This is a genomic window from Shewanella glacialipiscicola (genome assembly GCF_023283485.1).
Lineage (GTDB): Bacteria > Pseudomonadota > Gammaproteobacteria > Enterobacterales > Shewanellaceae > Shewanella > Shewanella glacialipiscicola.
In genome coordinates this window covers 116,787-141,548 of the sequence record NZ_JAKILU010000007.1, presented here as the reverse complement: position 1 = coordinate 141,548, position 24,762 = coordinate 116,787, and the positions used below count along the sequence as shown (strand labels likewise).

The following is a 24,762-nucleotide window of genomic DNA, read 5'->3' as shown; positions in this document are numbered from 1 at the left end:
ACATCTGTAAATTAGAATGGATTATTTGTCACTTACACCTAACAACTACATAGATAAAATGACCTAAGCTAGAGAGAGTTGCCAGCGCAACGCTAGATTAGCTCAAAAAGAAGTAATCAACATAAAATATATCAATTCAAATGCTTAAACTATAAATTAAACGATACGATTATGTTCACAATTGAGGTACACCTCACTTTACACGCAAATATTTTGCTTAGGGGGTGTCATCAAAGTGAAATTCCACTAAAATAGCCGTCTAGATGTAGATGCTTCTACACGTTTGAATGCTAACGACGAGATTTTCCTACTATGGCAAAGCACTTGTTTACTTCTGAGTCGGTCTCAGAAGGTCATCCCGATAAAATTGCAGATCAGATTTCTGATGCTGTGCTAGATGCAATTCTGGCTCAAGATCCTAAAGCACGCGTGGCGTGTGAAACCTATGTCAAAACTGGCATGGTATTAGTGGGCGGCGAAGTCACCACTTCTGCTTGGGTTGATATCGAAGAAATCACCCGTAAAACCGTGCGTGAAATTGGTTATACCAATTCAGATATGGGTTTTGATGCAGACTCATGCGCGGTATTAAACGCCATTGGTAAGCAATCGCCCGACATTAATCAAGGTGTGGACCGCGCTGATCCTGCTGAGCAAGGTGCTGGCGATCAAGGGTTAATGTTTGGTTATGCCAACAACGAAACCGACGTATTAATGCCTGCGCCTATCACTTATGCCCATGCATTAGTAAAGCGTCAGTCTGAAGTACGTAAAAGCGGCACACTGCCTTGGTTACGCCCAGATGCAAAAAGCCAAGTCACTTTTGCCTATGATGATGGCAAAATTGTCGGTATCGATGCTGTCGTTTTATCGACTCAGCACAGAGACGACGTTTCACAAGCCGACTTAATTGAAGGCGTGATGGAAACCATCATCAAGCCTGTTCTGCCAGCCCAATGGTTAAATAAAGATACTAAGTTCTTTATCAACCCAACTGGCCGTTTTGTTATCGGTGGCCCAGTAGGTGATTGCGGCTTAACCGGTCGTAAGATCATCGTTGATACCTACGGCGGCATGGCTCGTCACGGTGGCGGCGCATTCTCGGGTAAAGATCCATCAAAAGTGGATCGCAGTGCAGCCTATGCCGCCCGTTATGTGGCTAAAAACATCGTTGCCGCGGGTCTTGCTGATCGCTGTGAAATCCAAGTGTCTTACGCGATTGGTGTGGCAGAGCCTACTTCTATCAGCATCGAAACCTTCGGTACGGGTAAAGTGTCTGAAGAACTGCTGATCAAACTAGTGCGTCAACACTTTGAACTACGTCCATACGGCTTAACGGCTATGTTAGATTTAGCTCGCCCGATTTACCAAGCAACTGCCGCTTATGGCCACTTTGGTCGTAACGAGTTCCCTTGGGAAGCGACCGATAAAGCAGAAGCACTGCGCGCTGACGCGGGTTTATAATTTAAATCGTTTACGATTTAAGCTGCTAAGATTACAAAACATAAAAACCGCTACCCAGCGGTTTTTTTACATCCTAAATTTAACTTAACCGATTAAATAAACCTGCTAACTCATTCTGCTAACAAGCAGACTTAACTGAACTACATGCAAATGCACGGAAAAATGGCGCGCTAATAAAAATACAGTACATAAAAATTACTAAGCAACAAATCTTAAGACTCACAAAAATCATACAACTTAGAGCTAAATCACATTTCTATCAGCGTAAATTGCAACACCTTGACATCATTTTAATGTTTCCATACCCTTCGCTATATACATAACTATATATCGAATATTGTGGCATTATTTCATGGATACAAAGAAGCGTTTATTATTAAAAGCGTTAGCTTCTTGCGGCCTTTTAACTGCAGTACCCTCAACACTATGGGCGATGAATCAATCATTAGTCTTCCCATTTGGTAAGCTCCCTGCGGCTAACAAAATCCAACGCGTACTCAGTGCTGGCGCTCCTGCTGATATATTACTGTTAGCCCTAGTACCCGAAAAGTTACTTGGGTTTTCAGCCTTTGAAATCCCACGAAATAACCCATGGTTCTCACAAAGCATACAGACACTACCTAAGCTAGGCCGATTATCGGGCCGTGCTAGCACCTTGTCGATTGAACAGTTACTCGCACTCAAACCAGATATTATTATCGACAGCGGCAGTGTTACTGACACTTTTCGCTCTCAGGCGGAGCGTATTACCGCACTCACGGGGATCCCCTATCTTTTAGTTAGCGGTAAATTGTCTGACTCAGCCGAACAAATCAGGCAAGTAGCTGATGTTCTTGGCGTGGTAGCAAGGGCTGAACCCTTAGCGAATATGGCTGAAAAAATACTAACTGATGCCCGCACCTTTTCATTAACTCAAAGAAAACCTCTGCAGTTCTATGCCGCCAGAGGCGCAAAAGGATTAGAAACAGGTTTAGCGGGGTCATTACATACCGAGGCAGCCGAACTACTTGGATTAGAAAATGTAGCAAAACAAGCTGGACGCCATGGCCTTGGACAAGTATCGATGGAGCAATTACTGCTATGGCAACCGGATGTGGTTTTAACACAGGATGAATCCACATATCAGCACATTTTAACCAACAGCCAATGGCAAGGTATTAACGCTGTACAGCAACGGCAGGTTTTACACTACCCTCGTTTTCCGTTTGGTTGGCTAGATGCACCACCGGGTATTAATCGTTTATTAGGTTTGCGAAGATTACATGCCCATTTCGATCCTAAAATGCAGGCAGGGTTACAGGCAGATACACAAGCCTTCTTCGAGCTATTTTTCCATAGCACGCTTAGTGATGAGTCATACCAACAATTAGTGAAACAGCCATGATGATGTCAAAAACCATCGGGGTTGTGAGCTTATTACTCTTAATGAGTATGTTTTTAGCGCTCACAGCAGGCAAATATCCCCTCTCACTAGGGCAAATTAACGAATTGATTTTTTCTTCCCATTTATCCAGCGATCCTCGCCTTTCAATTGTATTTTGGCAAATTCGTCTGCCTAGGATATTGGCTGCCATATTGGTGGGTGCCAGCCTTTCTGCCGCAGGTACGGCCTATCAAGGTATGTTCCGTAATCCGTTAGTTTCACCGGATATTTTAGGCGTTTCTGCCGGAGCGGGTTTAGGAGCAAGCGCGGCAATTTTGCTTGGATTACCGATGTTATTCATTCAGGCTTTTGCCTTTACAGGAGGCATCACAGTAGTCGTGTTGGTGTGTGTCATTGCCAAATTTACGCGCCGACAAGATCCGGTGTTATCACTCGTATTGATTGGTATTGCCATCGGCACTTTATGTGGTGCAGGGATTTCACTGATAAAAGTGTTTGCAGACCCTTATATTGAGCTTCCTTCAATTACGTTTTGGTTACTTGGTGGATTAAACTCAATTACCTTAGATGATATTGCCATCGCTATGCCATTAATCTTCATAGGATTATTGCCATTATTTCTACTACGTTGGCGCATGAACCTTTTAAGCCTTCCCGATGACGAAGCCAAAGCAATTGGCGTTAATGTCACCCGCTTACGGATTATCTTTATCATTAGTGCGACCTTAATCACCGCCTGCACTGTGTCCATTGCCGGTATTATTGGTTGGGTTGGATTAGTGGTTCCTCATATCTGCCGCACATTAACCGGTGCGAATAACCAACAATTATTGCCATTGTCGATGGCAGTGGGTGCCATTTTATTATTATTTACCGACACCATTGCCCGCAGCGTCGGTACTGTGGAATTGCCCTTAGGTATTATTACTGCACTGATTGGCGCGCCATTTTTCCTTATTTTACTGATGAGGAGAGAGCGGCTGTGACTATCGTCAATTTCAATCATGCCGATATCGGTTATAACCGACATCCCGTCCTCCGCGATGTTTCTTTTACCGTAAAAACGGGAGAAGTGTGCTGTCTTTTGGGGACGAATGGTTGCGGCAAAACCACCATTATACGTAGCCTATTAGGAATTTTGCCGCTCAAGGGTGGCAGTATTCAACTACACGATAAAGCCCTCCATTTATGGAACACCACCGAGCTGGCACAAGCCGTGGCCTATGTACCGCAAGCGCATGATGGCCCTTTTGCATTTAGTGTGCTTGATATGGTGATGATGGGACGCTGCGCGCATCTAAAATTATTTTCCCAGCCTGGCGTTAAAGACCGCGCTTTGGCAATGGAGTTGTTGCTAATGCTTGATATCGCCCATCTCGCTAAACGGCAATATCCTTCACTCAGTGGCGGTGAGCGCCAGTTGGTTTTAATCGCCAGAGCACTGATCCAACAACCCACACTACTTATCATGGACGAGCCAGCAGCTAGCCTCGATTTTGGCCATCAAATTACCTTACTCGAAAGGATCCGCACGCTTAAAAAAGAGGGCATAACGGTATTAATGTCAACGCACCATCCTATGCATGCTAAGGCCGTAGCAGACAAGGTAGTACTAGTGGCAAAAGATCAACCAATACAACAAGGTTCGATTAGCGACATGCTTAGTGCAAAACGTCTCACCACACTTTATGGTGTCCAAGAAAGCGATATTAGAAACCACTTGGGCCTCGATATTTAAAGATAAACATGAGGAAAAACAATGTTATTAGATGAGCTGGATTTCGCTGGATTATACCAACAGCAAATGCAATTAGCGGGGCGAACCACTAAAAAACCAGAGCATTGGGACAAGCGTGCAGAAGCCATGGCAAACGATTGTGCTCCTGCTAATGACGGTTACTTGACCCAACTATTAGCAAAAATTGATTTGCGCGGCGCCTCAACTTTATTCGATATGGGTTGTGGTCCCGGTTCAGTCTGTTTGAACATAGCCGAAAACCTAACTCATGTTTATGGCGTGGATTACAGCCAAGGCATGTTAGATGTCGCACATCGTCGGGCAAACGCAATGGGACTGAACAATGTCACCCTACTGAATAAATCATGGGAAGATGATTGGCAGGATATTCCACAATGTGATATTGCCGTTGCATCACGCTCCACCTTAGTGTCCGACTTACGTGCGGCGCTCATTAAGCTTAACGATAAAGCTAAACTCAGGGTTTATACCACACATACGGTATCTACCTCTTTTGTGGATATTGAAATACAAGCTGCAATCGGGCGAAACGTAATTGAACTGCCCAATTATATTTTTGCCGTCAACATTTTATATCAAATGGGTATTAACCCACAGGTTGATTATATTAAATCAAATAATTGTTTAGATAAAAATAACAATTTTGAGCAGTTTTCTAAAACAATTGATTGGTCATTAGGCGGGCTCACAGATGAAGAGAATAATCGTTTATTTGATTACTATCAACATAAAAGCCGTATCGGAGAAGCGCTGATATCCCCGTCTCGAGATTGGGCATTAGTGTATTGGGACAAAGTGGCATTAAGTAAATAAGTAGCAAGCTACTGCAACTTTAATAAAGACCACAATTAAATATCAATAAAATAGCAGCCATCAGGCGCTGCTATTTCACTTAACTACATCTATAAGAAAGAGATTACTATGCGATATAAACAAATCTATCTTCCATTATTAATTGCAATGGGAATTTCACACCCTCTAATAGCTAATGAAATAGCACAAAATCAATTAGCAGATAATAATCCAGAAAGAATAACTATATGGGGTAGCGCCGTTGCTGATACCAGTGCGCGTATTGACCAAAAGACGATAGAGAAATTAGGTAAAAATAATGTCGCTAATGCCTTAAGCACAATTCCCGGTGTTTCACTCCAAAAATCGGGTAATCGCAACGAACTACAAGTACGAGTGCGTGGTTTTGATAATCGCCAAGTCCCGGTATTTTACGATGGCATTCCGATTTATATCCCCTACGATGGCAATCTAGATTTAGGCCGATTTTTAACCTCTAACCTCGATTCAATTGAAGTATCAAAAGGATATACCTCACTCTTACAGGGGCCTAACCAAATGGGCGGCTCAATTAATTTAACCACCCATAAACCCACAGAAACATTTGAAGCTAGCGCAGGCTACCGCCAAGGGTTTACCCGTAATAAAACGAACGCCTACGATGCTAATGCCTCATTAAGTATGAGTAATGATTTAGGTTATTTGCAGTTTTCCGGTAGCCAATTAAAACAAGATTACTTAGGCTTACCTTACGGCACTGATAATGATATTGCAGGCTCAGATGGGGAGTTAATCAACTCTGCAGCAGATGATAAACGTGGCATAGTAAAACTGGGGTTTACCCCTAATGCTGACGATGAGTATGTTTTTACTTATATTAATCAAAACAGTGAAAAAAATAATCCACCCTATGCAGGTACTAGCCCACAAAAGTCACGGTATTGGCAGTGGCCTGAATATGATAAAGAAAGTTATTACTATCAAGGGACGACTAAATTAGGCGATATCTTTACGCTTAAAAGCCGCGTTTACCATGATAATTTTGTTAATACCCTAATGATGTATAACTCATTAAAAGATTTGAATAATAAGAAAGGCTCTTATAGTCATTATGATGATTATAGTAATGGTGCAGGATTACAATTAGCCGCAGAAGTCCGCCAGCAAGACCAACTCGCTTTCGCAATTCATTGGAAAGAAGATATCCATAGGGAAAAAGACGATCCTATTGGCGATTATGATCGCTTTAAAGATCGCACTATTTCTGCATCCACAGAATACCAATGGGCTGTCGATGAAAAGCTTAATATTGTGGCGGGCATCAGTTACGATAAACGCACTAGCTTACAAGCAATGCAATTTGAAAATAACGGTAGCATTACTGAATACGACGATAATGACCAAAATGCTTTTAACTGGCAAGCAATGGCGAAATATCAAATTCGTCAGCAGGATTATCTATCGGTATCATTTTCTGAGCGCAGCCGTTTCCCTACATTAAAAGAGCGCTATACGACCTCTAAGCCTTCTACGGGTCAAGTGGCCATCGTTAATCCACACTTAGATGCAGAGCGCGCTCGTAGTATTGATATTACCTATAATGGTTTATTCAGCGATGATTGGAGCTATGAAGCCAGTATTTATTATAATCGTGTGGATGATGCAATTCAGGCGGTAAATATTGACGCCAATACATTACAAAATCGAAATATAGGCCAAGTTGATTATTCGGGAGTCGATATAGGCCTCAAGGGGCGTATCAACAGTATTGCTGAAATGGGACTGAGCTATAGCTATACAAATAGTGATGTAAAAAGTGGTCAAATAGGCGAGATTACTGGCTTGCCAACCCAAATGGCGAATGCGTGGATTACGGTTACACCATGGGAGCCTATCGGCATTACACTTGCAGAAGAAGCGCGTTCTTCCAATTATAGTAATAGCGATGCATCTCAAGTGGCTGCCGGGTTTGCAATAACCAATATCCGAGTTGACTATACTGCATCAGAAAATGTAAAACTCAATGCGTCAATCAATAACCTTTTTGACCACAGCTATGAGTATTCAGAAGGATTTATCGAACAAGGTCTCAATTACTGGTTAGGTGTTGAGGTTAAAATATAACGAGACAATCTGTTTTCAAGCACAAAGCCGCCCTCCAGTATGGCGGCTTTATCGCTTTAAATTAACCTTAATGGGTTAATTATAGGATATTTAATCATGATCAATTTCTCTGCAATAGGCTTTGTTGAAAGCGAATATAACGACATAGCGAATATGCCAATCCAAGGATGTAAAGTGGCAAATAATCAGGGAGTATTAGTGATCGATGCTGAATTTACTGAAGGGTTAGCCGATTTACACGAATTTTCACATTTGTATGTGCTCTTTCACTTACACCGCTGTAATGATTACACCTTAAAGGTAAAGCCTTTTTTAGATAATCAATTACGCGGTATTTTTGCAACCCGCTCCCCGAAACGCCCCAATCCTATTGGGCTATCAATTGTTGAAATTGAACGCATCGAAGACAATCGTATTTATGTAAAAGGAATCGATATATTAAACCAGACTCCAATTATCGATATCAAACCCTATATTCAAGCTTTCGATAATATCACCCCGACCCGCGATGGTTGGTATGAGCATGGACAAGATCCCTTAACCACGCTATCTGATAACCGTTTCATTGGAAAATAACGCTGTTTTAGAGCTAAAGTTTGCCGGCCAATTTGATGGCGTGTATTGGATAATTAATACACATTTTATGGCTGAAATGACTAATGCTAGCAGTAGATTTTAGATACCTATAAAAGCTCTAATACAATAATACGGCTATACATTAGCCGTTATGCTTAGCATCATTTAAGCGGTAATCAACAGCATGACTTGCGGTGTCATCACAAAACAGCTCGTAATTAGCACTTTTTTTAGCCTAGCAAAACGCTTAAATACAATGGTCGAAATGGGCGTTTTGCATGCAAAGTAGACCAATCTGCTCTTGAGATAACATCGCGCACTCTAAGGTTTTTTGAGTGTTTGCGCGGATAACATCTTCATCCGTTAATATTGTCATTGCCGCCGAATACGCATTAGTTCGGCCGCAATCGAGCCATATATGGCCTATTTGTACCCAATAGTGCGGCTGTTGCCCTGAGCCTGAGGCAAACTCGACTTCCAATCCCCTCGCCTCATGCCCATGCTGAGCACACTCAGATAAGATAATTCTCAAATTATCCCAAGCCGCTAAATTAACCTTCGCATAAGCCGTTAATAATGCTTCAACAAATTGTGTACTCATGTACGACTCCCATCATTAGCCCTCGCATTGACTGCCATTAATACTAAATCTTGCATAAATAAAACTGAGCCAGTGCAAGTAATTAGCGTGATTACAGCTGCGTTTTTGCCGCCATTAAATAATAATCTCGTGCTGCTACGGTAAAAAAGTCCACCACCTGCATTTGGCCTTTTCCTGAATGGGCGGCAAAAGAGCGCTCATTATCTTCAGCAATAAAGGTCACCATATAACTAAAATGCGGGGCAACTTGGCGGCGAATTTCATTAACTAACGCCGCGAAAACGCCTTGCCCTCTGTAAGCTTGTTGCACCCAAATCGGCCCATATTGGCAAGAGTTAGTTTTGGTTAATTTAGGCCCATCCCAATCAAGTTGGGGTAAACGATTCAATAAACTGCGGTACATGAGCCAATGCTCAAAAAATCCCCAGCGACCCGCAATAACATAACCCACAATTTGTTGTTCAACTTGAGCCACTACAACCCAATGATTGTTTACTAGCTCAGTTAACTCACTATGGGAAAACGCTTGGCCTTGCAGCCCCATAGCGGCAGATGCTAACTCATCATTGAGGTGTTTTTTCTCTAGCATCGCTAATAAATCAATGTCTTGGGGTAAGGCTAATCTAATCTTCACAGCATTCTCGCAGTATCATTTTGGGGGCACTTATCGCGGTAAGTATACAAGTTTAAAAATAGAGCCACAGCTAAGCCAAGGTTTTATTTACCGATATCGTCTTGGCGTTTAGCCCATTGGATAAATAGCACTACCGGATAAGGAGACATGAGCACAAGCCCTAAACCAATCAAGCTGGCAATGACTAACATCCCACTGATATCTAAGCTCCATTGAGTCAACATATACAGTCCAAGCCCACAAACTAACATCAATACACCTAACCAATGTAAAAACTTCAACAAATTCATAGTATTTTTAATGCTATCCGTCATATAAACCTCTTTAGATTTTGAGCTAAACTTGTCACACTATGGTAAGAATAATGAAAAAGGAACCGCGACAATGTTAAAAAAAGCATTCATATTAAGTGCGTTACTATTCGGGCTCACAGCTTGTGAGAGTACTGATAGCGCTAAAAACGATACTATTCCATTGCTGGGCAGTTGGCATATTGAGATGGTACAAGGTCAACCCACTATCGATTATAGCCCGGCACAAATCACCTTCGAAGCTGAAGGTCAGTTGCACGGCAACAACAGTTGTAATAACTTTTTTGGCCAATATACTCAACAAGGCCAAGAACTTAAGTTATCTCCTGCTGGCAGTACGATGAAAGCCTGCGTTGATGCTTTAATGCAGCAAGAGCATAAAGTGATGCAAGCAATGCCGTTAGTGACCCAAGCCAAATTAGTCCAAGGTCGACTGACCTTACTCGGTAGTGACGACAAACCTTTGCTGGTGCTAAGCCAACTGAAATAAGCATTATGTCTCAACCGATTCAGGTAAAGCAGACGCGGAATCGATATAAGATAAATAATGAGAAAAACCGCTATCTGGCGGTTTTTTATACTCAAAATACACTTTTATCGCTATGACTTAACGGTTTTAGCTGCCGTATTTTCGAGAATGATATTCTGCTCTGCTAGCACAGCACTTTGCACCATATCGGCATTGTAGTGTTCCATATCGAGCTCATGCTCAGATTTGGCAATCACGGTTGTGGCCACTAAGTCACCCGAAACGTTTACGACAGTACGCGCCATATCTAAAATACGATCAATCCCCGCAATTAACGCCACGCCTTCTAACGGTAAACCCACAGTCGATAATACTAAGGTCAACATCACTAAACCGGCACCAGGCACGCCAGCGGTGCCAATAGAGGCCAAGGTTGCAGTCAAAATAATAGTGAGATAATCCACCCAAGTGAGATCAATACCAAAAGCTTGCGCCACAAAAAGTGCCGTAACACCTTGATATAACGCTGTACCATCCATGTTAATTGTGGTGCCAAGGGGAAGTACAAAACTCGAAATCTTCTTATTGACCCCTAAATACTCACTTGCACACTTCATGCTAGCAGGTAACGTGCCGGCAGAACTTGAGGTCGTAAAAGCCACTGCAATGGCATTGCTGATCCCTTTGAAAAAATGCAAAGGATTCAACTTGGAAAACACGCTTAAGACAATACTGTAGAAACCTAATACGTGAATAATACAGCCAATATATACAGCAACAATGACCTTAAGCAGCGGCAATAACATCTCAATACCGTATTCACCCGCCACCCAAGCCATTAAACCAAACACCCCATAGGGCGCTAACTTCATCACCATATCGGTGAGTTTATACATTGCTTCAGCTAAGCTTTCGAATACTTTAATTGCAGGTTTTCCGTGGTCACCTATCAGTACCAAGGCAATACCTAAGGCAACGGCAAACACTATCACTTGTAGAATTTGGCCGTTTGCTAGTGCCGCAATTGGATTAGTCGGTACGATATCGAGCAGTGTCTGCATGACTGAAGGCACTTCTTTAACCACATCAGACATGCCAGAAGGTAGGGGTAAATTAAGACCCGCGCCTGGCTGAATAACATACCCGACAACCAGACCAATACTGATCGCGATTGCCGTAGTGCAAAGATAAAAAGCAAAAGATTTAAAACCAATTCGCCCCATCTTAGCGGTATCTTCCATTGAAGTGACCCCGACGATCAGCGAACAAAATACCAAAGGCACAATCAACATTTTAATAATGTTAACAAATAAGGTACCAATCGGTTTTAACACGGTCGCTTGCTCACCGAATACCACGCCGACCGTAATACCTAATATCATACCTACGAGAATTTGTAGCCACAAAGGTACTGACATCCAGTAGGACCATACACGGCCTAACGCTGACGACGTTTGTTTTGACATGTTAATAACCTTGAATTTGAAATGAAGATATGGCGAAATTCCATCCTTGGCAGGTGCTAATCGATTCCCCTAATTAGCAGAGCGCAGAGTCTAACATAAAGGATAAAAATCTAAGGATGATCTGTATAACGTAAGAATCAACCGCCGCAAAATCAGCCAAACACGTCAGTAATGTCGGCTAAAATGTCTTTTATACAGAACTATAAATCGGTAACAAACTAAGTTTGCGCCAAGTTAGCGGCACTAACAGCCGCTATTAATAGTCATCATATCGACATGTATTTAGCTATGGCATTAGTCGTTTTTTGCTTTGTACTTTATGTTAAAGTGGCGCTAAAAATCCCTCTATTAATAAGAAGGGTCTATCAAGATACCCGCCTAGGAGTTGTTGTATGTTAATTCGTAAAGCGAAAGCCCAAGACCTCACGGCCTTAGTGCAATTTAACCAAGCCATGGCCGAAGAAACCGAAGGTTTAGCCTTAGATGAAGCCACACTCACGCAAGGCGTGGGCACGTTACTTGAAAGCCCACAAAAAGGGTTTTATCTCGTCGCCGAAATCGCGGGTGAAATCGTAGGCTCACTGATGGTGACATTTGAATGGAGCGATTGGCGTGCTAAGGATTATTACTGGATCCAAAGTGTGTATATTCGTCCGCAAAATCGTCGCCAAGGTATCTATGGCAAACTCTATAACGAAGTTAAACAACTGGCCGAAACTAATGGCGGCGCGGCAAGCTTTCGTTTATATGTCGAACAAGAAAACCTTGCAGCCCAGCAGACCTACCAAGCCTTAGGGATGAAGCAGAGTTACTACTTAATGTTTGAAGAAAAATAAGTGCTTTAAAATATTCATAAACATAAAAAGGTCGAGCCAGTGGCGTAATGCCGATCAGTTAAGACAGATTGCTTGACGATCTCGCTGAAAAAATCAAAATCCGATGACCTCATGTCATCGGATTTTTTTATGCAACTCTCAGAAGCACTCGCTCGCAATCATATTACTTGCCTAACTGAATTCACCTGCTTAGCTGATGTGTTAGAACCTGAGTTAATTCAATCCTGTTTGGACTCTCGGGCGTTGCCACACTCAGACGGCGTAAATTACCCATGGATGCGATGATTTGGGCGGTGATCGGAATGGCCTTGTTCCGAGGAGAGTCTGTTCGGTCACTCATCAATAAACTCGACATTGTCTTACCGCAAGATATTGATTATGTTGCACGCAGTGCCGTACGATTGGGCAGTGAGATGGTTCGAGAGGTGTTTAGCCCGCAGCGCCAATACCTGGCACGCCAGAGCTGAACACCCTCATTGGTGCGGTCTTAACTTGTATGGCGTCGACGGTGTGGTGTGGCGGACACCCGATAGTGTCCAAAATCAAGCCGCGTTTGCGCGCACCGCAAACGCTTCAGGCGAAGCGGCTTATCCGCAAATTAGCATGGTTTGCTTAATGGAGTTAAGCAGCCATTTGTTGGTCAACAGTGTCTTTGATTCGGTTGCCGAAAATGAAATGAACTTAGCATCTGGGCTCATTCCTAGCATTCCCAATCACAGTCTAACCCTCTTTGACCGAGGGTTTTATTCGCTCGGCCTTCTGCACGCTTGGCAGCAAGCGCAACCTGATAGCCACTGGTTGTTGCCGCTGAAGAAAGGCACTCAATATGAGGTGATTCGAACGTTGGGTCAGCATGACCCGCTGGTGAGGCTCACCACCACGCCTCAAGCCAGAAAGAAATGGCCGCAGCTCCCAGATACGCTTGAAGTCCGCTTACTCACTAAGACAGTGAAAGGTAAGTTAATCTCCATTTTAACCTCGTTGACTGACCCGATGCGTTACCCCAGCGAAGACATTGTCGACTTGTATGCTCATCGATGGGAAATCGAACTGGGCTACAGAGAGATAAAACAGCACCTGTTGGAGAGTCGTTTTACGCTGCGCAGTCAAGTGCCGGAACTCGTGACTCAAGAGCTGTGGGGCGTGTTGCTGGCCTAGAATCTTATCCGATACAAGATGTTACTGATGGCCAAAAGCTTGCCATCGGTCCATCCCAATCAACTGAGTTTTCGGGATACTGCGAGTCATATCATCTTCAAGCTGACACAACTGCCATCACCAACGCAGGGTAATGTCCCCAGATGTATTGGATATAGAACGTAATGCACGGCAATTTAAGTTGGATGGTAAACGGGAAAGGGCTTATCCAAGAGTGCTTAAAATGAGCAAAAACAAGTATCCAATTAGACCAAATGAAAATGCCGTTCACTCTTAAGTGAACGGCATTATGCTACCTGCGGGTATTTTTTTATCATTCATGAGGCGATTAAACACCTCGTAGAATAATTACATCAATCACATAACGGTGCGCACAAGGCCAAAAAGTGGGTCATGGCCGCACTATTAGCTAATACACGTTGATCGAAGTTTTGTAGTGCAGGCGTTTCGGTACAAGCCCCGACCCGGGCGCCGCTTCGCACTAAACAAGCTTCGAATGAGGTGTCAAAGTGATTGAAAATTAAGCCATCCTTCACTGGACACTCATCAATCTCACCATCCGCTGCAATAGGGAAATATCCACTTAAAGTATCGCGTAAATCAAGACTAAAACGGCCCGGCACCTGACTTGGTTCAAAGGAATAGACATAGGCTTCACGGCTTAACACATCTTCATGGCACGTTAAAATACCATCACGACTCGCAGCAAGGAGCAATTGTGCTTGTTCTAGTAACAGCTTGCCCTCTACCGATGTATGTTCATTCGCCTTAGGTTTCCCATTCTCGAATACAAAACCACGATTAGGGTTCTCACCGTATTTATTAAATCGATGACCACGACTAAATCCGGTTGGATTGACGAGGGGGAGAAGGCTCAAGTTTACCCGTTCAAACAGGTCTGCTGAAGCTTCACTCAAAAAATGTAGCAAACCCCAAGGGCCTGCAGATTCTTCACCATGAAAACCTGCACTGATCAATAAAGAAGGTAAGCCTGACTTAGCCGCAGGTGATTGATATAAGCTGAGATTGTATTTACCCACTTCACCTAATATCTTCTCAACCATGCCCAAACGGGTCATTTCCTGCTCAAGCAAAAGATAAAAATTATCAATATCAGTGCTTTCACAGTTAAAAATATCGCTTTTCCACTGAAAAGATTCAAACGGGGATCTGCTTACCATGTCTTGTACTTATGCCAGAAAAAGAACTTTGCCATCATAGCAGCTCTTTTTAAAAACTGAATGCTATTCAACTGATTTTGATGAAATCTCAGCACTCTATAACAGAGTAACAATCGGTATCACTGCGACACGGTACTAATAACCGTAGTGAAGCAATCGTGTAGCCATAAGTGAAATCATAGCTAAACCGTAATGAAGCCAGAGTTTAGTAGCATCTAGCTTCAGTCATTTTTTCAACGAAATATCCCAAATAACTCTATAAGGCATTTACTACCGTCGCTATACGCGCCTTAAACTCCTAATAATAGAAAGCGTTAATGATAAGATGCCTTATATTTTATTCGGGCAAGTGCTATTAAACAAAATAATGGCATCATGCTAGCTCACACCCAACAACACTCGATTTACCGTAACTAATGCCTTAGAAATCACTAACGAGACCCCGACATGGCTCATTCAAATTCTGACAATCTGCAATTAACAGCGCACACGCTGACGCCACTAGAAGCTTATCGAGCCAAAGTGAGCGAGAATCTGGTTGACGATCCTGCGCAACAGCAGAGCATACTCGCTCTAGATGATTTGTTTAAACAGTTGATGCAACAGCAAAATGCAGCACATAGCACGCGTTTTGCCCAAAAAACGATTAAAGGTCTGTATCTTTGGGGTGATGTAGGTCGGGGTAAAACTTTTTTGATGGATTTATTTTTTGAGTGCTTACCAGATGGAATCAAAATAAGGCTGCATTTTCACCGTTTTATGGCGCGAATACACCAAGCATTACGCGAACATGCGGGCCAGAGAGATCCTTTGGCATTAATAGCTAAAAATCTTGCACAAGAATATAAGGTACTGTGTTTCGATGAGTTCTTTGTCTCAGATATTGGCGATGCCATGATACTTGCCGGATTATTTGAGTGCCTATTCGATCGCGGTGTCGTGTTAGTCGCGACGTCAAACATCCCCATTGAACGCTTATATGAAAACGGCTTAGCCAGACACCGATTTTTACCTTGTATAGCGTTACTGCAAGCACACACTCAAATGCTGCATCTCGATGGCAAGCAAGATCACAGAATACGCAGCTTAAATACTGAGCTTATTCTAGACGCTATTACATCGACCTCGGATAATATTGCTCTTACCGGAACACTCAATTTCAATAATATATTCAACCAATTAACGCCTAAAATACCGAGTATGAGTAATACGAGTATCCGTATCTGTAATCGTGAAATCCCCGTTATCCGCACAACCATGATGCCAGCGAATACCCCTGACACATGCTCAATCGCATGGTTTGACTTTTATGCCCTGTGTGATGGCCCACGATCCCAGCTCGATTACATTGAAATCGCCACTCAATTTAACATCATAATGGTAAGCGGTGTCCCTAAGCTTGGTGGCGAAGTCAAAAGCTGGATCCGCGCTCGCGGCACCGAAGATGGCACTGGTGCAAACCAAGCCGCAACCACGGGTGAGCGTAAACTATCCTACGCCGCCAACGACGACCCCGCGCGACGTTTTATCAGTTTGATTGATGAATTATACGACCAAAATATACGCTTATATTTGAGCTGCGATGTACCGCTCACTGAGCTTTATCAGGGCGGCGCACTCAGTTTTGAATTTCGGCGCACTTATAGTCGATTAATTGAAATGAGTCGAAACGAATAATTAAAACAAGAGTGCAATCTTAAGTGACTGCATTTTAAAAAGAATCCACACAGCCCTTGATGAATTTGTCTCACACTTTAGTTAACGCTCAGAATAATGCGCATCACTAAATCGTTTTGTCAGCCCATTGATATCGGCAGCGACCCATTCAGGCTCGATGCACTCGGCTAAATGCGCTGCCATAAAATCCACCAGCTGCATCGCAGCATAGGGTAAACGGCGATCTTTACGACCAACAAGGTACCAGTTACTTTCAAGCGGAAAACCCATCACCGACAAAATTGCTGGTTTCTCACGGCCTTCTTGTAAGGTGTGCGCCGAAATAACCGACAAACCTAAGCCCGATGCCACACTCAAGCGTATCGCCTCATTGCTCTCGATTTGCATAGTGTCACCCAGTGTAATCCCTTGACCGCTACACCAAGATTCAAACATTAAGCGAGTAGCAGAACCCGGTTCACGCACGATAAAGCGCTCATTTTTAAGGTCATTAAAATTTACTTGCTCACGCCCAACCGCCCAATGATCTTTAGGTGCAATCAATTGCAGTGGGTTTTTAATAATACGCGCTGATAACACACTATCACCGCTAGGCGGATGACTAAAGAGATATAAATCATCTTCTTGGCGTTCAAATCGCCCTAGCACATGGGCTCGATTTCCGATATTTAAGGTCACTTTAACCTGCGGGAATTGCCGATAAAAAGCACCTAAAATCCGTGGTAACACGTATTTGGCGGTAGTGACTATACCGATATTGATGTGACCGACGCTGCCACCTTTAGCCTGCTGTATAAAGGCATCAAAATCCTCAAAACGGCTTAGGGTATCGCAAGCCGCACGATACAGTTCGCTGCCAATTAAGGTTGGTAACATGCGACCATCACGACTCTCGAGTAACGGCTCCCCTAATACATCGGCTAACTTTTTAAGCTGTAAGGACACTGTAGGTTGAGTTAAATGCAATGCTCTCGCCGCTGCGGAAATATTGCCTAACCGTACCACTTGCACATACACCTGCAGTAACCGAAAACTCAAGTGTCGTAATTTAAGTGGAGTCGATGATGAACGCTTATCCATAGATAGTTATCTATACCCAATTGGTAAACAATTTATTTTTCAATATAACCAATTAGGTCCAAAATCACCAGCCATCAGCATCACCCGATAATTAAGCCTGTTTTACACAGCTTGAAAATCAAACTTAATGAGATAATTATGCCCGATATTGTCATTGCCTTTTTCGCCTTAGGCTTGTTAGCTGGCCTAGTGAAGTCAGATCTTAAAGTTCCGCCCGCGATCTATGAAACCCTCTCCATTCTGTTAATGCTTACGTTAGGCCTAAAGGGCGGAATGGCACTACATGGTCACACCCAAAACTTAGTGATCACTGAGCTATTAGCGGTTATTGCCTTAGGTTTCATTATTCCCTTGGCTTTATACCCAGTGTTAACACGGCTCGTGCGCATCAATCACACCGATGCCATTAGCATTGCCGCCCATTATGGCTCCGTTAGCGCGGGAACCTTTGCGGTGGTGATGGCGATGGTTGAAAAATCAGGGCTCATATTAAGGCCAGAAACCACCCTATATCTTGTGCTACTAGAACTGCCAGCGATCGTCGTGATGCTCTGGCTACATAGATATTTAAGCGCCAAACACCCCGTGAAAACGACAGCGCCAAACGCAACTCAATCAAGTGTATTGCATGAAGCATTAACCAGTCGCGGCGTAGTATTACTGCTTGGGGGTGTAGTAATTGGTTGGCTTTACGGCCCAACTGGGCTTGCGCCACTCACACCTGTGTTAATTGGAGGATTTAAAACCTTGCTGGCGTTATTTTTACTCGAAATGGGTTTAGTCACCGCTAAGGTGTGTTTACCTTTGCCACTTAAACAATGGCGATTATTGGTGTTTGCCGCCGTCATTCCTTTTGCATTAGCTTGGTGTGGTATTGGTGTTGGTGTATGGCTAGATTTACCCTCGGGGAGTATTTTAGTGTTAGCGGGCTTAAGCGCTAGTGCATCTTATATTGCAGCGCCTGCGGCTATTCGAGCGGCGATACCCGAAGCCAATATTGGACTGGCTATGTTGGCCTCACTCGGGATCACGTTTCCAATTAACGTGTTAATTGGCTTACCTTTATATCAACACTGGATCATGCTCATTACGGCTTAACAGCGCAACGCAATGCTTAAGCCAATAAACAGGGAGACATTATTGTCTCCCTGTTTATTGGCTTAAGCACACATCATTTAAGATGCATCACTGTGGTTCACGGCTTTATCCTGATACATAGCTTTATCGGCACAGTCTAAAAGATTATCTAAACAGATATCTGAATCGGGTGTCCAATGTGCGATACCGATACTGGTTGCTAATCTATGCTGATGTTGTTGATTATATTGTTCAAGCAGCAACTTAAAGCGTTCAATAGCTTGATTAACCATATCTTTATGCACAAAACTTAACAGCACGACAAACTCATCGCCCCCCATTCTAGCAATGACATCCGACTCTCTAAAGGCCGTCATTAAGATATTGGCAAAATCACATAACAGCTCATCGCCCTTGCGGTGGCCAAAGCTATCATTAATTTCTTTAAAGAAATCGAGGTCAAAAAAGACCACTGCCGCAGCCATTTTTGTACGACGACAACTCGCTAATGCTTGATGTGCTAATAACTCAAAACCACGACGATTAGAAATAGCGGTCAGAGGGTCTAGGGTATTCTGGACAATTAATAATAATTCAGCCTCTACCATTTTTCCTAAATCGGTTAGAATTTCAATCTCTTCGCCAGTCAGTTGCCGAGGTTTGGTATCTATAATACAGAGGGTTCCAACACGACACCCATCACTCATCGTTAATGGATATCCAGCATAAAAGCGAATAAAAGGATCTCGTACGACTAATGGATTATCATGAAATCGCGGATCTTTAAGCGCATCGTTAACGATAAAAACACCGTCATGATTAATCGCATGGCCACAAAAAGAAATATCTCGCGATGTTTCAGTCGCACTTAATCCTTGACGAGATTTAAACCATTGACGCTCAGCGTCGACTAACGTCACAAGGCAAATGGGCGCTGAAAAAATTCTTCTAGTGAGTCGAGTGACACGGTCGAAACGTTCTTCGGCTTCGGTATCAAGCACATTGAGTGTGCGTAACTTGGCCAAACGTTGCAGTTCATTGTCAGGAATTATAGGTAATTGCATGGCGCTCTCTGCTAACGGCTTTCATTAAACTCTAGCCTAAATTAAGTGTTATTGCGGCGTTAAGACAATGCTGGTGAAAAATGTTACCCATAGGATAAAACGTTTATCACAGTGCATTACTCAAGTATCGTTCGATAGATGTTCAACACCCGCTCAGTGTGAGCAGACACCGCAGATACTGGTAATTGGCTGAGCTTTTGCTGCAGCGTCAATCGATGATTTTCATCTCTCAGTAAACAATAGGTCTGAGTCAAATGCTGGGCACTCATCATAGGTAACAATTCAAGCTCGGCTAATATACCAAAAATTCGCACATTGTCAGACCAAATCGTCAGCTCTGGATACTCATGGGCATTGGCAAGCACTAAGTATTGGGCAATAAACTCAATATCGGCAATACCGCCGGGACTCTGCTTTAGATCAAATATGCCTTCATTTGCCTTAAGTAAATGCTCGCGCATTTTCTGGCGCATCTCACGCACCGCTTTTTTAAGTTCAATCTTATCCCTTGGCTGCTCTAATACCGAGGCGCGAATTTGGCTAAATTTAACCGCTAAGCTATTATCACCAAAAACAAAACGCGAGCGTACTAAGGCTTGATGCTCCCACGTCCACGCCTCGTTAGCTTGGTACTCGCCAAAACGCGCAATTTCACTGACCATCAAACCCGAGGCACCAGAGGGACGTAGACGCATATCTACTTCATATAACTCACCCGAAGTAGTACGAGTCGAAAATAAATGCAGAATACGCTGAGCGAGCTTGAGGTAAAAATGGCCGGCTTCAATTGGGCGCTCACCGTTGGTGAGATTATTTTCTGTTTTGTTTTCACACAAAAAGACTAAATCGAGATCCGAGCCGTAGCCCAATTCAATACCACCCAATTTGCCGTAACCAATAACAGCAAATCCGGTGTCATTACCCTCAAGATAAGCGGGCACGCCGTGGCGCACAGAAACCTGTTGCCACGCCTGCATTACCACTTGTTCGATAATCGCTTCAGCTAAAAAAGTTAAGTGATCGCTCACCTGCATCACAGGTAAAACGCCAGTGACGTCAGCTGCAGCGATTTTAAGTTGTTGTGATAGTTTAAATTGTCGCAGCGCTTCCATCTGCTGCTCCATATCATCCTCGGGCACACGCAGCATGTACTGGCGTAGCTCACTAGGATAATCATCAATTGATGTGGTGTCATAGAGTTGCGACGGATCAATCAGCTCATCGAGCAACATGGGAAACTTCGCCAATTGCACGGCGATCCAAGGGCTAGCGCAGCACAAACTGACCAACTGCTGCCGTGCGCCGGGGTTTTCGCACAATAGTTCAAGATAAGTCGTGCGGGTTAAAATTTGTTCCAGCACCTTAGACACAGGCTCAAAAGCCGCCGAGGGACTCTGTTGATGAAGCAACTCTTCCAATAATCGTGGCATTAATTTATCTAAGGTTTCCCGTCCGCGTGGACCAATGGAACGCTTAGTGACGGTTTCGCGCCAGCTACTGAGCATAGGGCACAACTTATCATCGTCGATTTGTTGTTCGGTTAATAGCGCCTCTGCATCATCAATATCTTGCGCACTCCACAGCTGCGCAGTCCAGTGTTCAGCTTTATCTTCGCCTTCTTCGCCGCCCACTGTGGCTTTAAAATGACGATGAATTTGGCTCATCGCCGCTTCGATATGAGTTCGTAAATCGACCTCACTCGCCATATCAAGTACATGGCAGAGTCGTGCCCAATCCAGTGGATTATTCGGTAAGGTTTGGGTTTGTTTATCATCTATGGCTTGCAGTAAATTCTCGACTCGGCGCAGTAGTAAATAACTGTGCTTCAGCTCATCCACCGCCAAATATTCGAACTGCCCTAAGCTATAAAGAGTATCGATAGCGCCGAATAAACTCTGCTGGCGCAGCGCGGGCTCGCGGCCGCCACGAATGAGCTGAAAACTCTGCACCACGAACTCGACCTCACGAATACCGCCCGCGCCGAGTTTAATATTGTCGGTCAAATGGCGGCGGCGTACTTCTTGAGCAATGAGTTGTTTCATTTTTCGCAGAGATTCAATAGCGGAAAAGTCAATATAACGGCGATACACGAAGGGTCTAAGCAGGCTGTGTAATTCATCGGAGAAATGGCTCCAAGGCCCGAGCGCACGCGCCTTGACCATGGCATAGCGTTCCCAATCACGCCCTTGTTCTTGGTAATAATCCTCAAGACCACTAAAACTCACCACCAGCGGGCCACTTTCACCGTAGGGGCGTAAACGCATGTCCACGCGGAACACAAAACCATCAACAGTGACTTGATCAAGCAAGTTGACTAGCCTTTGTCCCATGCGGATAAAAAACTGTTGGTTATCTATACTGCGGCGGCCACCAACGGTTTCGCCGTGTTCTGGGAAAGTGAAAATCAAATCAATATCGGAGGAAAAATTGAGCTCACGGCCGCCTAACTTGCCCATGCCTAAAATCAGCAGTGGCTGTGCATTGCCTTCTTTGTCCATCGGCGTGCCGTATTGGGTGCACATCTCTTTATAGAGCCAGTCACGGGCGCAAATCACTAAGGCTTCGGCGAGCGCGGATAAATCGAGGAGTGATTCTTCTAAACTGGCATAGTCTAAAAAATCACGCCATGCTAAACGTACCATTTGATAATTACGAAATCGTCGCAAGCTGGCTTTCGCCATCTCTTCGGTTGTGACGCTACTCAATACTTCGTGCAATTCAAGATCAAAGTTTTTACGCTCAACCAGGCTTAACTCACCAGCAAACAGGGTGTTAACCCATGTGGGATAACGACATAACTGAGTCGCTACATAATCGCTGAGCCCTAAAACCGTTTTGAGTTCTTGTTTTTGTGCCGGCGTTAATTGAGTCAGCCCTTCGGACCATACGTCCTCTAGCCGTTGAAAATTATGCTCAGCGGTTTGATTAACGAGAACAGACAATGACTTACTACTGTCTTTTTGCATGGTCATAATGGTTCCTAACAAATTTAGCTATCGACATATTATGTCGTGATGATATAAATTAGCGCCACATCATGTTATGTTTGCCATGACTTACTCGCTGCACGATATAGCACGCAAGTAAAGGTACAGGCTTTATCTGTGACATTTAAAGATACTATAACCTTGCAGCAGGCATATTGAGCAAGCAGATTATGATTGTCTGCAAGTATTTATGTTTTAATTCATTACCTTTTGGAGAAAACATGGCAGGAATGCTAACTCGTGTTCTCACATCGATACTCTTTATAGCCGTTTCGCTAGCGCTAACGGGTTGTGGCGATGACAGACCGGATAAAATTGCTAAGTATCAACAACTAGCGCAGCAACGCCTTGCTACACTCACCACTATGATCGACGATGGGCAGTTGCGTAACGCTAACCTGTTAAAACAATACACCACATTATTAAAGCAACAGAAGCCCGAATTAGCGCCATTACTCGATGAATTAGCCAAGGATGCAGGTACTCAAGGTCCCATGTATACCTCGCTAAAACGTCGTTTAGAGGAGTCGAAAGTCGCGAGCAACTTTGCCGATCTCGATCAACAACTGGCCGAAGCCGAAAATCTTTATCAAGCCGCGGATCCCAGTTTGTATAACGATATGTTGTCAGATCCAGTCAACGTAGTCGCTGATATGTCCGATGGCAAACTGGCGCGGGTAAATGCCATCAGCCGCGAAGCCGCAACCCTTGCTAATGGCGCAGAAAACTTTGGCCCAGGTAGCCAACTAGTGGGAAATCCTGCTTATGGTAACTGGCAAACTGACTCAAGCGGCACTTCATTTTGGGCTTGGTATGGCATGTATTCGATGTTTTCGAATATCTTCAATCGACCCATCTCCTACGACCGTTGGTCAGGTAATCGAGGTTATAGCTATTATAATGACGTTGGTCGTTATCGCTATACCTCACCAAAACAAGCAGATGCGCAGGCTAAAACATTCGAGCAGACTAAAAAGCGCTTTGACTCTCAAGGTAAACGCTTTGACAGCCCTTATGCCAAACCCCGTACAGGTGGCACGGCGTTATCCCGTGAAAGCACCAGCACACCGAAAGCTAACACCACCAGCGCAAGCAAGAGTTCAGCGAACAACTCCAAAAGTAAGTTTCGCTCTAACTATGCTAAAGACAGCAGTTTTCGCAATTCCAGTAATCGCACGACCCGCAGTGTGCGCCGCGGTAAGTAACTAAGGATTCTCAATGACATTATTTCAAGATTTCGGTATCACGCCAGAGCTAGCCACCATTCTGGCTATCGATCTCACCATTGCGGTGATTTTGCTCACGCTAATGCGTTATTTGCAAGGTTGGAGCGTCAAGGTTAACAGCAGCAAAGAACTGGCAGAACGAGACAATTTTGCCTTTGGTATCAGTACCGCTGGCGCGGTTGCAGCGCTTGGGATTGTACTAACGGGTGCCATCACAGGGGCTGCTGCACACTCTTATCTTACTGAAGCCATTGGCATGAGCGCTTATGGTTTATTCGGTTTAGTACTGATTAAATTCGGCCGTTTTCTGCACGATAAATTAGCACTAAATGAGTTCGATAAAAACGAGCAAATCATCAAAGGTAATGTGTCTGTCGCTATCGTTGATGCCAGTGTCGCCATCGCCACTGCGATTATCATCCGCTCAGTGTTGTTATGGGCTGAAGACTTAACCTTAGATACCTTTATTGCTATTTTCAGTGCCTTTGCAATTTCGCAGTTAATGCTAGTGCTGCTGACGCGCTGGCGCGAAAACCGTTTTGCGAGCCGCAATCAAGACTCGTCGATGCAGCAAGCCTTAGTGCAAGGTCATACCGCATTAGCGCTACGCCATGCGGGTTATATGATTGCCATGGCACTGAGTTTTAATGCTGCCAGTCACTTTATTATTTTTAACCCGACAGCTTATATCGCCAACGTGATCGGCTGGTTAGTATTTTCTATCATTATGCTGCTCGCACTGTCCTTACTGCTATTTGTGGTGAAGAAACTCGTATTAGCCCGTATTGATTTAGCTGATGAAGTGGAAAAACAACACAATATCGGCATTGCCGCCGTAGAAATGGCGATCTGTATCGCTATCGCACTTATCCTCACGGCACTGATGGCCTAATTAA

General features: G+C 43.9%; 21 protein-coding genes and 1 pseudogene. 14 read left to right on the top strand and 8 right to left on the bottom strand.

Annotated features, from left to right (window positions below):
• Positions 1-312 precede the first annotated feature (312 nt).
• The 7 genes from metK to tsaA all read left to right on the top strand — a co-directional run bounded on the left by metK (position 313) and on the right by tsaA (position 8,099).
• A complete protein-coding gene (metK, locus tag L2717_RS08230; RefSeq protein ID WP_220774390.1) occupies positions 313-1,464 on the top strand; it encodes a methionine adenosyltransferase in 1,152 nt (383 codons plus the stop codon).
• 352 nt (positions 1,465-1,816) lie between these two features.
• The gene (locus L2717_RS08225) at positions 1,817-2,848 is read left to right on the top strand and encodes an ABC transporter substrate-binding protein (protein ID WP_220775007.1); all 1,032 of its coding nucleotides are present in this window, start codon (positions 1,817-1,819) and stop codon (positions 2,846-2,848) included.
• Entirely contained in the window at positions 2,845-3,834 is a 990-nt protein-coding gene (locus L2717_RS08220) for a FecCD family ABC transporter permease (RefSeq protein ID WP_246611808.1), read from the top strand. The genes L2717_RS08225 and L2717_RS08220 overlap by 4 nt, the downstream gene beginning before the upstream one ends.
• Positions 3,831-4,586, top strand: a complete 756-nt coding sequence (locus L2717_RS08215) for an ABC transporter ATP-binding protein (RefSeq protein WP_220775008.1) — start codon at positions 3,831-3,833, stop codon at positions 4,584-4,586. Before L2717_RS08220 ends, L2717_RS08215 begins: the two co-directional genes overlap by 4 nt.
• 21 nt (positions 4,587-4,607) lie before the next feature.
• Positions 4,608-5,420: a class I SAM-dependent methyltransferase gene (locus L2717_RS08210; RefSeq protein WP_220775009.1), complete on the top strand. Its 813-nt coding sequence runs from the start codon at positions 4,608-4,610 to the stop codon at positions 5,418-5,420.
• Between the two features lie 108 nt (positions 5,421-5,528).
• Positions 5,529-7,523, top strand: a complete 1,995-nt coding sequence (locus L2717_RS08205) for a TonB-dependent receptor plug domain-containing protein (protein WP_248938026.1) — start codon at positions 5,529-5,531, stop codon at positions 7,521-7,523.
• 96 nt (positions 7,524-7,619) lie between these two features.
• Positions 7,620-8,099 (top strand): tRNA (N6-threonylcarbamoyladenosine(37)-N6)-methyltransferase TrmO, encoded by a 480-nt coding sequence (gene tsaA, locus L2717_RS08200; protein WP_220774814.1) that lies wholly within the window; start codon positions 7,620-7,622, stop codon positions 8,097-8,099.
• Positions 8,100-8,346: 247 nt separating this feature from the next.
• On the opposite strand, the gene L2717_RS08195 is transcribed toward tsaA, so the two are convergent.
• The 3 genes from L2717_RS08195 to L2717_RS08185 form a co-directional block, all read right to left on the bottom strand.
• Positions 8,347-8,700 (bottom strand): hypothetical protein, encoded by a 354-nt coding sequence (locus L2717_RS08195; RefSeq protein WP_220774813.1) that lies wholly within the window; start codon positions 8,698-8,700, stop codon positions 8,347-8,349.
• Between the two features lie 91 nt (positions 8,701-8,791).
• Positions 8,792-9,334, bottom strand: coding sequence for a GNAT family N-acetyltransferase (locus tag L2717_RS08190; RefSeq protein ID WP_220774812.1), 543 nt, complete (start codon positions 9,332-9,334; stop codon positions 8,792-8,794).
• An 83-nt stretch (positions 9,335-9,417) separates the two neighbouring features.
• Positions 9,418-9,648, bottom strand: a complete 231-nt coding sequence (locus L2717_RS08185) for a hypothetical protein (protein WP_220774811.1) — start codon at positions 9,646-9,648, stop codon at positions 9,418-9,420.
• A 70-nt stretch (positions 9,649-9,718) separates the two neighbouring features.
• Here L2717_RS08185 and L2717_RS08180 point away from each other — a divergent pair, with 70 nt between their 5' ends.
• Entirely contained in the window at positions 9,719-10,135 is a 417-nt protein-coding gene (locus tag L2717_RS08180) for an META domain-containing protein (protein WP_220774810.1), read from the top strand.
• A 110-nt stretch (positions 10,136-10,245) separates the two neighbouring features.
• On the opposite strand, the gene L2717_RS08175 is transcribed toward L2717_RS08180, so the two are convergent.
• Positions 10,246-11,580, bottom strand: a complete 1,335-nt coding sequence (locus L2717_RS08175) for a dicarboxylate/amino acid:cation symporter (protein WP_220774809.1) — start codon at positions 11,578-11,580, stop codon at positions 10,246-10,248.
• Between the two features lie 392 nt (positions 11,581-11,972).
• On the opposite strand from L2717_RS08175, the gene L2717_RS08170 reads away from it, so the two are divergent.
• Both L2717_RS08170 and L2717_RS08165 read left to right on the top strand, forming a co-directional pair.
• Positions 11,973-12,416 (top strand): GNAT family N-acetyltransferase, encoded by a 444-nt coding sequence (locus L2717_RS08170; RefSeq protein ID WP_248938025.1) that lies wholly within the window; start codon positions 11,973-11,975, stop codon positions 12,414-12,416.
• 129 nt (positions 12,417-12,545) lie between these two features.
• Positions 12,546-13,851, top strand: a pseudogene (locus tag L2717_RS08165) (IS4 family transposase).
• A 76-nt stretch (positions 13,852-13,927) separates the two neighbouring features.
• On the opposite strand, the gene L2717_RS08160 reads toward L2717_RS08165, so the two are convergent.
• On the bottom strand, positions 13,928-14,755 hold the full coding sequence (locus L2717_RS08160; RefSeq protein WP_220772553.1) for an N-acetyl-ornithine deacetylase: 828 nt from the start codon (positions 14,753-14,755) through the stop codon (positions 13,928-13,930).
• Positions 14,756-15,202: 447 nt separating this feature from the next.
• Between L2717_RS08160 and zapE the strand changes: the two genes are divergently transcribed.
• Positions 15,203-16,432: a cell division protein ZapE gene (zapE, locus tag L2717_RS08155; RefSeq protein ID WP_220772554.1), complete on the top strand. Its 1,230-nt coding sequence runs from the start codon at positions 15,203-15,205 to the stop codon at positions 16,430-16,432.
• A gap of 81 nt (positions 16,433-16,513) precedes the next feature.
• Here the strand turns inward: zapE and L2717_RS08150 are convergent, their stop codons facing one another.
• Positions 16,514-17,512: a LysR family transcriptional regulator gene (locus L2717_RS08150; protein ID WP_220772555.1), complete on the bottom strand. Its 999-nt coding sequence runs from the start codon at positions 17,510-17,512 to the stop codon at positions 16,514-16,516.
• Positions 17,513-17,650: 138 nt separating this feature from the next.
• Here L2717_RS08150 and L2717_RS08145 point away from each other — a divergent pair, with 138 nt between their 5' ends.
• Positions 17,651-18,610, top strand: a complete 960-nt coding sequence (locus L2717_RS08145) for a sodium-dependent bicarbonate transport family permease (RefSeq protein WP_220772556.1) — start codon at positions 17,651-17,653, stop codon at positions 18,608-18,610.
• Positions 18,611-18,687: 77 nt separating this feature from the next.
• Here the strand turns inward: L2717_RS08145 and L2717_RS08140 are convergent, their stop codons facing one another.
• Positions 18,688-19,653 (bottom strand): GGDEF domain-containing protein, encoded by a 966-nt coding sequence (locus tag L2717_RS08140; protein WP_248938024.1) that lies wholly within the window; start codon positions 19,651-19,653, stop codon positions 18,688-18,690.
• A gap of 116 nt (positions 19,654-19,769) precedes the next feature.
• On the bottom strand, positions 19,770-22,625 hold the full coding sequence (glnE, locus tag L2717_RS08135; RefSeq protein ID WP_220772558.1) for a bifunctional [glutamate--ammonia ligase]-adenylyl-L-tyrosine phosphorylase/[glutamate--ammonia-ligase] adenylyltransferase: 2,856 nt from the start codon (positions 22,623-22,625) through the stop codon (positions 19,770-19,772).
• A gap of 236 nt (positions 22,626-22,861) precedes the next feature.
• Between glnE and L2717_RS08130 the strand changes: the two genes are divergently transcribed.
• Positions 22,862-23,845 (top strand): hypothetical protein, encoded by a 984-nt coding sequence (locus L2717_RS08130; protein ID WP_220772559.1) that lies wholly within the window; start codon positions 22,862-22,864, stop codon positions 23,843-23,845.
• A 13-nt stretch (positions 23,846-23,858) separates the two neighbouring features.
• Positions 23,859-24,758: a DUF350 domain-containing protein gene (locus L2717_RS08125; RefSeq protein ID WP_220772560.1), complete on the top strand. Its 900-nt coding sequence runs from the start codon at positions 23,859-23,861 to the stop codon at positions 24,756-24,758.
• Positions 24,759-24,762 lie beyond the last annotated feature (4 nt).